The following is a 9,552-nucleotide window of genomic DNA, read 5'->3' on the forward strand; positions in this document are numbered from 1 at the left end:
AGGCCAGCAATGCAGGGGTGAAGATAAAACTCATTATAAGGGGTATGTGCTGTTTAATAGCAGGGCAGAAAGGCTTTAGCGAGAACATAGAAGTAGTTAGTATAGTAGATAAGTACCTTGAACACGCACGCGTGCACATTTATGGCAATGGCGGCAAGGAGTTACTTTACCTAACATCTGCCGATTTCATGACCCGCAATATTGATAACCGGGTAGAAGTTGGCTTCCCGGTATTGGATGATGACCTGCGGCGCGAAGTACGGGATATTATAAATATACAGCTTGCCGATAATACCAAAGCACGAGATATTACCGGTAACAGTATTAATAGGTACCACAAAACCAATACAGAGCTGTTGACCCGGGCCCAAATAGATATATACACCTACCTTAAAAATAAAAACACAAATTGAGATACGCCGCCATTGATGTAGGATCTAACGCAGTAAGGCTATTAATAGCCGAGATCATAGAGAATAACGGATCAATATCGTTCAAGAAAAACACGTTGATACGTGTACCCGTGAGGCTTGGTGATGACGCGTTCCTGCAAAAAAACATTTCAGAAAAAAAAGCTACCGACCTTATTAAATCTATGCAGGCCTTTCGTAACCTGATGGATGTTTACAAGGTTACCGATTACATGGCCTGTGCCACATCGGCCATGCGCGAAGCTTTAAACGGGCAGGAAGTAGCCGACAGGATTATGATCGAAGCCGGGATAAACCTCCAAATAGTACACGGGGAAACTGAGGCTAAGATCATTTATGCCAGCCACGCCGAGGTCAACATAGATAAGAGCAAAAACTACTTGTATATTGATGTAGGCGGTGGCAGTACCGAACTTTCGTTATTCAGCAATGGCGAGTTGCTGGCATCGCAATCGTTCAACCTGGGTACCATCCGTATTTTGGATAACCAGGATAAGGACGAAACATGGAACGAGATGAAAGATTTTATCCGTGAGCATACCAAAGGATTGAAAAATATCTTCGGGATAGGTACCGGTGGTAACATCAATAAGCTTTTCAAATTATCGCAGGAAAAAGATGGTACCGCTTTAAGCTATATTAAGTTAAGAGCGTTGTACAATTACCTCGATTCGTTCTCACTAAAAGACCGCATAAACGTACTTGGATTAAACCAGGATAGGGCCGATGTTATTATCCCTGCCTGCGAAATATATTTAACTGTGCTAAAATGCGCGAATATTAAGAGTATATACGTGCCTACAGTAGGAATGGTTGATGGAATCATACAAACTTTAATTGAAAAGAATTATACCATAGTACATTAAATTTATTTTAATAAATTGTTTAATAATTAAGAAACTGTTATTATATTTGTGATGCCCGCTCAAAGGGCATGTTTTTCATAGGTAGATGTAGGGTCGAGTACGAGTTATTCGACCCTTTTTTGTGCCCCTGATTTTTATTCCTTTACTTTGTTGGTACAGATGATGATAAAGAGAAAGATCGTGGTAGCCGTTACCGGGGCAAGCGGGGCCATATATGCCAAATTATTGCTTGATAAATTGCAGGCATTGCAAACCCAGATTGCCGAGGTAGCCGTTGTAATGAGCGATAATGCCAAACAGGTTTGGGAGTTTGAATTAGACGATACCACCCACGGTAATTACCCCTTTAAATTTTACGCTAAAAATGATTTTATGGCGCCCTTCGCGTCAGGGTCAGCACGGTTTGATACGATGGTTATTGTTCCATGTTCAATGGGTACATTGGGGCGCATTGCTTCGGGAGTGTCTGACGATCTGATAAGCCGCGCTGCAGACGTAATATTGAAAGAACGCCGCAAGCTGATATTGGTTGCCAGGGATACCCCGTTAAACCTTATCCATATCCGCAATATGCAAACCGTTACCGAAGCCGGTGGTATTATTTGCCCGGCCATACCATCGTACTATAGTAAACCAAAAACCATAGAAGAACTGGCGATGACGGTGGTAAACCGTGTAATAGACCTGATAGGCTTGGAGAATGAAAGCTATAGGTGGGAGGGGATTTAGTTAATTATTGATTTGTTGAATTATAGATTTATGAAGAAAGCATACCTACTCATCCTGTTTATCTCAACAATTACCCTTTCCGCATCCGCGCAGCTAAAAAAAGCTTCGGTAAATGACCTTGCCTTTATGGCTGGTAAATGGGCACTTAAACATGAATGGGGTGATATGGAAGAGTTTTGGGGACAACCAATGGGCGATAACATGGTAAGCACATTTAGGTGTGTTAAAGATGGTAAAGTGGTGTTTTACGAGTTCATGGCAATAGAACAATCTGATAGTATCCCGGTGATGAAACTGCGCCATTTTAATAAAGGTAGTATAGGGTGGGAGGATAAAGATAAGCCCTACCTGATGCCGGTTATAAAACTTGCGAAAAACGAAGTGGTATTTGAATCACTTGATAAAGCTGTTTTGATAACCTACAAACGCATTAGCCCGCTAAAAATGGATTGCATACTGGATGAAAAAGGCAAGGATGGTAAATGGAAGCGGGACGTGTTTGCATATACGCTAAGTAAGTAGATATCAGAAGATGTCATGGTGAGCTTGTCGAACCATTAGCAAGCGTACAAGTCTTGAACAAGCTCAGATTGATGAACCTTTGGCTTTCTTCCGCATCGAATCAAAAAAGAATTTGATTCTTATATACCACTGAATGATCAAAGGCCTGGTTAAAAACAAACGCATTTTTCTGGACTCATGGGTTGCAAATAACCTATACGTTAAATTTGCTTTGTGATAATCGGCCTCGGCGGGTTCAAAAACAGTTTTATTTATTTGTTTGATTTGGTAAAGGTTATAGCTGGTACTTGTATCAGCAGGATAATCAGGTGCCGACCTGCCCAGCCACGATTCATAATAATAACGGTCTTTAGTTAACACAGGTGCTTTAAACTGAGCAAGGTAACTGCCTTTTGCATACCAAAAGTTATACCATATCCACCCTTCTTTTGCCGGGAACAAACCCACTTTGTTTACCCTGGGCTGGTTTAGTATCTGCAGGTTTTTGCGCCAGTTCTCAAACGTTTTGGTAAAAAGGGTTATCTCTTCTAAAGATCGTGAATGGTAATTATGGCTCATCCCTTTGGTGTGGAAATAAATGAAGTTATTATCCGGATGTTTTACCGCCAAATCATGTACCAATTTTAACGCGGGATATTCAAACTCATTTTTAAATGATGTACTTACAATTGCGTCCGGCGTAATTTCATTGATCAGCGTTTTTACTTCATCCGCGAAACCATGGCAGTCTGTAATGTGGATGTACAGATTTGCTTCCGATAAAATCCCGTAACTTTTTAACTGGTATAGTTGCCCCGTTACAATAGCGCGCCAGTTTGAACCCGGGCTGGTGTATAAGTAATAAACTATAACTATACGTTTACCAGCATCAGTAAGATCAATTACTACATCAGTAACGTAGCTGTCGGCTGCAATGTTAAAAAGCTGCCCGTCAGCACTTACCTGTAAATACTTTTGTTTACCGAGTTCTATATAGCCAAACGCGTCATCAAAGTTTATCTCCTGTGGCAACGTTAACTGATTGCCATTGATATATCCGGTAAGTTTATCAGTTACATCAATAGTAACAAGCGGTAATGCATCATTGGTAAATGTGCCATATATGGCGTATATATTCATAGATATAGTATAGTACGGATAATGGCGGAGATGTGATACAATCCTGGAACCTATCGAAAATAATAACTAACCAAACCCAATTTTACATCCCGTTAACAAGCAATCACTAATTCACTAACTCACTAATTCACTAAATGTTTATCTTTGCGCCTTGCAAATGAATAAGAAAGTCGCTTTTTATACACTTGGCTGCAAGCTGAATTACTCGGAGACCTCCTCAATTGGTCGCCTGTTTAGCAACGCCGGTTTTGATACGGTGGATTTTACCGATACGCCCAACGTATATGTAATAAACACCTGTTCGGTAACTGATAACGCCGATAAAAAGTGTAAAAAGATAGTTAAGGAAGCGCTAAAGATCTCTCCAAACGCTTTTATTACCATTGTGGGCTGTTACGCGCAGTTAAAACCAAAAGAAATTGCCGAAATACCCGGCGTGGATATGGTTTTAGGCGCTGCAGAGAAATTTCAACTGGTAGATTTTATTACAGATCTTACCAAGAACCCTAAAGCGGTTGTTTACAATCAGCCCGTATCCGAGGCTAATCAGTTTGTACCATCATATTCTTTTGGCGACCGTACCCGTACGTTCCTTAAGGTTCAGGATGGCTGCGATTACTCTTGTACATTTTGTACCATACCGCTTGCCCGTGGCAGCAGCAGGAGCGATACCATAGAGAACGTTATCGCGCAAGCAAAAGACATAGCAGCATCGGGCGTAAAAGAGATTGTGCTTACAGGGGTAAACCTGGGCGATTTCGGCATCCGCGAGGGTAAACGGGAAGATCGTTTTTTTGACCTTGTAAAGGCGCTGGACGAAGTGGAAGGGATAGAACGTATTCGGATCTCATCTATCGAACCAAACCTGCTTAACGACGAGATAATAGCCTTTGTAGCCACATCAAAACGTTTTGTACCACATTTCCATATCCCGCTGCAATCGGGTTCTGATAAAATATTAGGATTAATGCGCCGCAGGTATAAAAGGGAGTTGTATTTAAATCGCGTAGCAAAAATAAAACAGCTAATGCCCAATTGCTGTATCGGGGTTGACGTGATAGTTGGTTTCCCCGGCGAAACCCGCGAGGACTTTATTGATACTTATAATTTCCTGAATGAGCTGAATGTTTCTTACCTGCACGTGTTCACCTACTCTGAAAGGGAAAATACCCCTGCAGCAAACATGAGCGGCACTGTACCCGGCTCTACCCGTGCCGAGCGGAGCAAAATGCTGCATATATTATCTGATAAAAAACGCCGTTCGTTTTACGAAACCCAAATAGGCAAAACCGACGAGGTATTATTTGAGGGTGGCGATGTAAAAAACGGATATATGCATGGTTTTACCCGTAACTACGTTAAAGTAAAAGTTAAGTACGACCCCATATTGGTTAACGAAATAAAGCGCGTTCATTTAACAGCAATATCATCTGATGGTGACGTTGAAATAACAGAAAGCGAACAAATATTAGTGCATTAACTATTATATTCGCAGCACAAATACCTAAATATGTTTCCAACTCTTTCCTCGCTGATAGAATATCTAACTGGTGTTAACATTCCGTTACCTATACAAACATTTGGCTTTTTTGTGGCTTTAGCCTTTATGGCTGCTTATTGGGCCTTTAGCCAGGAATTTAAGCGGAAGGAAAAGTTAGGTTATATCCATCCGTTCGAAAAAACGGTTACTGTTGGTGCACCAGCTACCACTGCTGAGCTGGCGGGCAATGCCATATTTGGCTTTGTATTAGGTTTTAAAATAGTTGATGCCGCGCTGCATTACAGCGCGTTAATTGATAACCCTCAGGATTTTCTTTTATCGTTAAAAGGTAACTGGGCCGGGGGAATAATTGTAGCTGGATTAATGGCTTATTGGGCTTATTACGAAAATAAAAAGCAAATTTTACCAAAACCCGAGCAACGCCGTGTAACTGTGCACACGTACGAGTTAATGGGCAGCATATTATTGTGGGCGGCTATTTTTGGTTTTGCAGGAGCAAAACTATTTAATGCTTTAGAAAACTGGGGCCAGTTTATGCGTAACCCGGTTGACATGCTGATTGGCTTTAGCGGTTTAACTTTTTACGGTGGTTTAATATGTGGTGGTGCAGCGGTACTATACATAGCAAACAAACATAATATTAGGCCGTTAACCATGCTGGATATTGGCGGGCCCGGTGTAATGCTTGCCTATGGCGTTGGCCGTATAGGTTGCCAAATGAGTGGCGATGGTGATTGGGGTATCCCAAACCTTAACCCTAAACCGGGATTGTTAAGCTGGGCGCCCGATTGGATGTGGAGCTTTAAATTCCCTCATAACGTGGATGGCAACCCTTATGATAATAACATGGTTCATATTCCCGATTGCGTTGGTAAGTTTTGCTATGAACTGAAGCTTCCGGTGTACCCAACATCGTTTTATGAATCGGTTATTTGTATAATGTTATTCTTTGTGCTTTGGCAATTGCGTCACAAGTTTAAAGCCCCGGGCGTGTTGTTTGGGATATACATGATAATGGCAGGTGTTGAGCGCTTCCTTATCGAGCTTATCCGCGTTAATACTAAGTATGTAGTCGCCGGCATCTCGTTCACCCAGGCCGAAATGATATCTGTGATTATGGTTCTGGGTGGTGCTGCATTAATATACATTGGCACCAGTCGTTATAAAAAAACAGGGGCCACTAACTGATAATTATCATCAATTTTAAAGTATTATGCAGTTAAACCAGATCATTGGGCAGGTAATTGATGTGTCTAAAGAAGCCGGTCAGTTCATACGCCAGGAACGCAAAATATTTGATGCCGATAAGATAGAATATAAAGGACTTAACGACCTGGTATCGTACGTTGATAAAACCGCCGAGCAAAAAATAGTAGCGGGACTGGAACTGATACTGCCCGAAGCTGGCTTTATTACCGAAGAAAAAACAAGCACCAAAATAGGAGAGCGCTACAACTGGGTCATTGATCCGCTGGATGGTACTACCAACTTTATACATGGCTTACCTACCTACTCGGTTAGTATTGCCCTGCAGGATAACGATGAACTGGTTTTAGGCGTAGTATATGAAGTAAACCAGGACGAATGCTTTTACGCCCATAAAGATGCACCTGCATACTTAAACGGCGCCGAGATAAAGGTGAGCAACAAACCAACCATTGCCGATAGCCTTATTGCAACAGGTTTCCCTTATTACGATTTTAGCTACCAGGAAGCCTATATAAAATTATTTACTGAACTGATGCGCAACTGCCATGGTCTGCGCCGTATTGGCTCAGCCGCTGTCGACCTTGCGTATACTGCCGCAGGGCGTTTTGAGGCATTTTACGAGTACAATTTAAACCCATGGGATATTGCGGCCGGTATTGTTATTGTACAACAGGCAGGCGGCAAAGTAGTGAACTTTAAAGGCGGCCCGGAAGTGTTAAAGACCCGTGAGCTATTGGCTACCAATGGTAAAATAACAGGGGAGATGCTGGAGTATATTGAAAAGTACTTTAATGTTTAGGTTTTACACCAATTAAATATGTAATTGCCGTCAATTCAGAGCTGATTTTATGTAATATTATGAGCTGAAAGTTTGCGACAGGTTGTACTAAATTTTGTTAAGCCAGTTTGAATATTCCTTCCAGTCTGCAAAATAGATTTGTTTCATTCCATTTCTTTTTATTTCGACAAAATCCAAATTTGAGCATCTGGGGTATTCCGCTTTTATCACTATATCTCTAAAGTCATTATTACTTGTTTTAATTAAATCATCAAGCGCATTAATATCGTTATCGGCCAACTTTAAGATTGCTGCTGAAATTCTATTTTTACTATTAGGTGTGGCACTAATTTCCTGTAGTTTTTGTTTTACGTCATTTGCACAATTGCCAAATTCTCTGCGAATTATTCGTTCAAGAGTTTTATTGCTAACCTTTGCAAATGGTTGTCTTCCAAACAGTAGGATTTGTAATGCGTCGAACATATTCTGCTAATATATAAAAACTCTTTTTTGCCTTTTGTCGCCGGAGTATCTCACATAGTAGATACTGTTATTATGCCTAACAGAGTTGTATACCCACTGCACACTTGTTCCATTCTGTTCCATTTTGCAAAAAGTGGAACAAGTTTAAAATATAAATTACTATAAATCAATTGTTATAGTTATTTGGGTAAAATCCAATTTCGGCTTGTGACACGTGTTCCATTTTCAAAATGGAACAAGCCATAAAAAACGGCATCAATACAAACAAAAACACCGGTCTGAATTTCTCCAAACCGGTGTTAAAATATTTTATCGGTGAAATCACCAAATAACCTGTGTAATCTAAATTATAAAGCTTCAGAAACAACCTCGGTTACTTCCGGAACCATACGTTTAAGCAGGTTCTCGATACCCGATTTTAGGGTTACTGTAGATGACGGGCAACCACTGCATGAACCGCGAAGTTCAACAGTAACCACACCAGCATCAAACGAGCGGTAGCTGATAGCGCCGCCGTCCTGCTCAACAGCCGGGCGAACGTAATCATTCAATATCTGCTGTATTTTTATTTCGGTTTCGGTACCTTCAAATTCAACATCTGTAGCCTGTTCAACTTCCTGAACCTTCAATTCAGATTCAACAGCACCTTTAACAAATTCTTTTAATATCGGCTGGATATCATCCCAGTCGCTGCCTTCGGTTTTGGTAACCGTTACAAAGTTGCTGGCAAAAAACACACCATTAACAAACGAAAATTTATATAATTCTTTTGCAAAAGGCGATTTTTCTGCACTTTCCCTTGTGGCATAATCCACGCTTCCGTTAATAAGCAACTTGTTTACAATAAACTTCATTGTTGCCGGGTTAGGGGTGGCTTCTGTATATACGCTGATATTCATGGGTGTCAAAATTTAATAGTAAACAAATGTACTCAGGTTTTTGATTGTTTGTACTTGTTATTCTTAGTTTTACTTCACCCTGACAGAGGTTTTTTAGATAAGTAAGCTCTTTGGTCAAAAATTACAGTTGCCTAAACATCCATTAAATGTATTTCCTCAAGTTGAAGATTAGCTTGTTTTTCATAAACTTAACAGTATGATATTCACCATCCTCGATAAGAAAACTAACTTTATAAACACCCCATAATACTGTAACACGCGAATTATCGCGCTCAACATACCTTAATTGTTCTAACGGCAGGATGTAGGGGGTGTTTGAATAAAGATCATAAACGTAGAGTGAAGTATCTTTCAAATAAACTCTTTTATATTCTTTTAAGAATATAATAAAAACCGCTAAAAAGATAAAGTTAATCAGTGCAACAATAAAGAAAACCCTAAAGGAAAAATCTGATGTAGTAAGAATTGAATAAATAGCAAAAAAATCAAAACAAGGAAAAGAAAATACAAAAGGGTATGTCCAAAAGGAATGCAATCTCTTCATTCCTTTTAAATCCCTGTATAATTCTGTGGCGTTATCGCTTTAATTTCGTTCTTAACAGTATCACTTACCTGCAACCCCTCTACAAACTCGGCAATGGTTTGCGCATTAACCTGCGTGTTGGTACGTGTAAGCTCCTTTAGTGCCTCATACGGGTTTGGATAGCCCTCGCGGCGCAGAATGGTTTGGATAGCTTCTGCAACCACCGCCCAGTTAGCTTCCAGGCTGGCATTTATGGCAACCTCATTTAGCAATAATTTATTCAAACCCTTAACTGTGGATTTTATAGCGATAAGCGTATGTGCCACCGGTACACCTATATTACGTAAAACAGTGGAGTCGGTCAGATCGCGCTGTAAGCGGGAAATGGGGAGTTTTGCAGCTAAATGCTCAAACAAGGCATTTGCAATACCCAGGTTACCCTCACTGTTCTCAAAATCTATCGGGTTAACTTTATGCGGCATAGCCGATGAA

The 9,552-nt window shown here is 40.6% G+C and carries 9 protein-coding genes and 2 pseudogenes; 7 read left to right on the plus strand and 4 right to left on the minus strand.

All coding sequences use genetic code 11. The annotated features are described in order from the left end of the window. From JWQ85_RS03745 to JWQ85_RS03760, 4 genes and pseudogenes are all read left to right on the plus strand, one after another. Positions 1-413: pseudogene (locus JWQ85_RS03745) on the plus strand (polyphosphate kinase 1); the annotation flags it as partial. Beyond that, positions 410-1,297 (plus strand): exopolyphosphatase, encoded by an 888-nt coding sequence (locus JWQ85_RS03750; protein WP_299464154.1) that lies wholly within the window; start codon positions 410-412, stop codon positions 1,295-1,297. The pseudogene JWQ85_RS03745 and the gene JWQ85_RS03750, both read left to right, overlap by 4 nt. A 162-nt stretch (positions 1,298-1,459) precedes the next feature. After that, complete coding sequence (locus JWQ85_RS03755; RefSeq protein ID WP_299464177.1) at positions 1,460-2,026, plus strand: UbiX family flavin prenyltransferase; 567 nt, start codon at positions 1,460-1,462, stop codon at positions 2,024-2,026. 30 nt (positions 2,027-2,056) lie between these two features. Further along, entirely contained in the window at positions 2,057-2,548 is a 492-nt protein-coding gene (locus tag JWQ85_RS03760) for a DUF6265 family protein (protein ID WP_299464157.1), read from the plus strand. Positions 2,549-2,611: 63 nt separating this feature from the next. Here JWQ85_RS03760 and JWQ85_RS03765 read toward each other — a convergent pair whose 3' ends face one another. After that, positions 2,612-3,667, minus strand: a complete 1,056-nt coding sequence (locus tag JWQ85_RS03765; protein ID WP_299464160.1) for a hypothetical protein — start codon at positions 3,665-3,667, stop codon at positions 2,612-2,614. A gap of 157 nt (positions 3,668-3,824) precedes the next feature. Here JWQ85_RS03765 and mtaB point away from each other — a divergent pair, with 157 nt between their 5' ends. The 3 genes from mtaB to JWQ85_RS03780 are packed head-to-tail and all read left to right on the plus strand — an operon-like array spanning position 3,825 to position 7,176. After that, the gene (gene mtaB, locus JWQ85_RS03770; protein ID WP_299464163.1) at positions 3,825-5,147 is read left to right on the plus strand and encodes a tRNA (N(6)-L-threonylcarbamoyladenosine(37)-C(2))-methylthiotransferase MtaB; all 1,323 of its coding nucleotides are present in this window, start codon (positions 3,825-3,827) and stop codon (positions 5,145-5,147) included. A 30-nt stretch (positions 5,148-5,177) separates the two neighbouring features. Then, complete coding sequence (locus JWQ85_RS03775) at positions 5,178-6,356, plus strand: prolipoprotein diacylglyceryl transferase (RefSeq protein ID WP_299464165.1); 1,179 nt, start codon at positions 5,178-5,180, stop codon at positions 6,354-6,356. A 25-nt stretch (positions 6,357-6,381) separates the two neighbouring features. After that, positions 6,382-7,176 carry an inositol monophosphatase family protein gene (locus tag JWQ85_RS03780; protein ID WP_299464168.1) on the plus strand — a complete coding sequence of 265 codons (795 nt, stop codon included), beginning with the start codon at positions 6,382-6,384 and terminating at the stop codon, positions 7,174-7,176. 87 nt (positions 7,177-7,263) lie between these two features. Here the strand turns inward: JWQ85_RS03780 and JWQ85_RS03785 are convergent, their stop codons facing one another. The 3 genes and pseudogenes from JWQ85_RS03785 to JWQ85_RS03795 all read right to left on the minus strand — a co-directional run. Further along, on the minus strand, positions 7,264-7,638 hold the full coding sequence (locus JWQ85_RS03785; RefSeq protein ID WP_299464171.1) for a hypothetical protein: 375 nt from the start codon (positions 7,636-7,638) through the stop codon (positions 7,264-7,266). Between the two features lie 347 nt (positions 7,639-7,985). Beyond that, on the minus strand, positions 7,986-8,537 hold the full coding sequence (locus JWQ85_RS03790) for a NifU family protein (RefSeq protein WP_256536867.1): 552 nt from the start codon (positions 8,535-8,537) through the stop codon (positions 7,986-7,988). Between the two features lie 549 nt (positions 8,538-9,086). Continuing rightward, a pseudogene (locus tag JWQ85_RS03795) lies at positions 9,087-9,552 on the minus strand (adenylosuccinate lyase); the annotation flags it as partial.

The sequence above is a fragment of the Mucilaginibacter sp. genome (assembly GCF_028288105.1).
Classification (GTDB): domain Bacteria; phylum Bacteroidota; class Bacteroidia; order Sphingobacteriales; family Sphingobacteriaceae; genus Mucilaginibacter.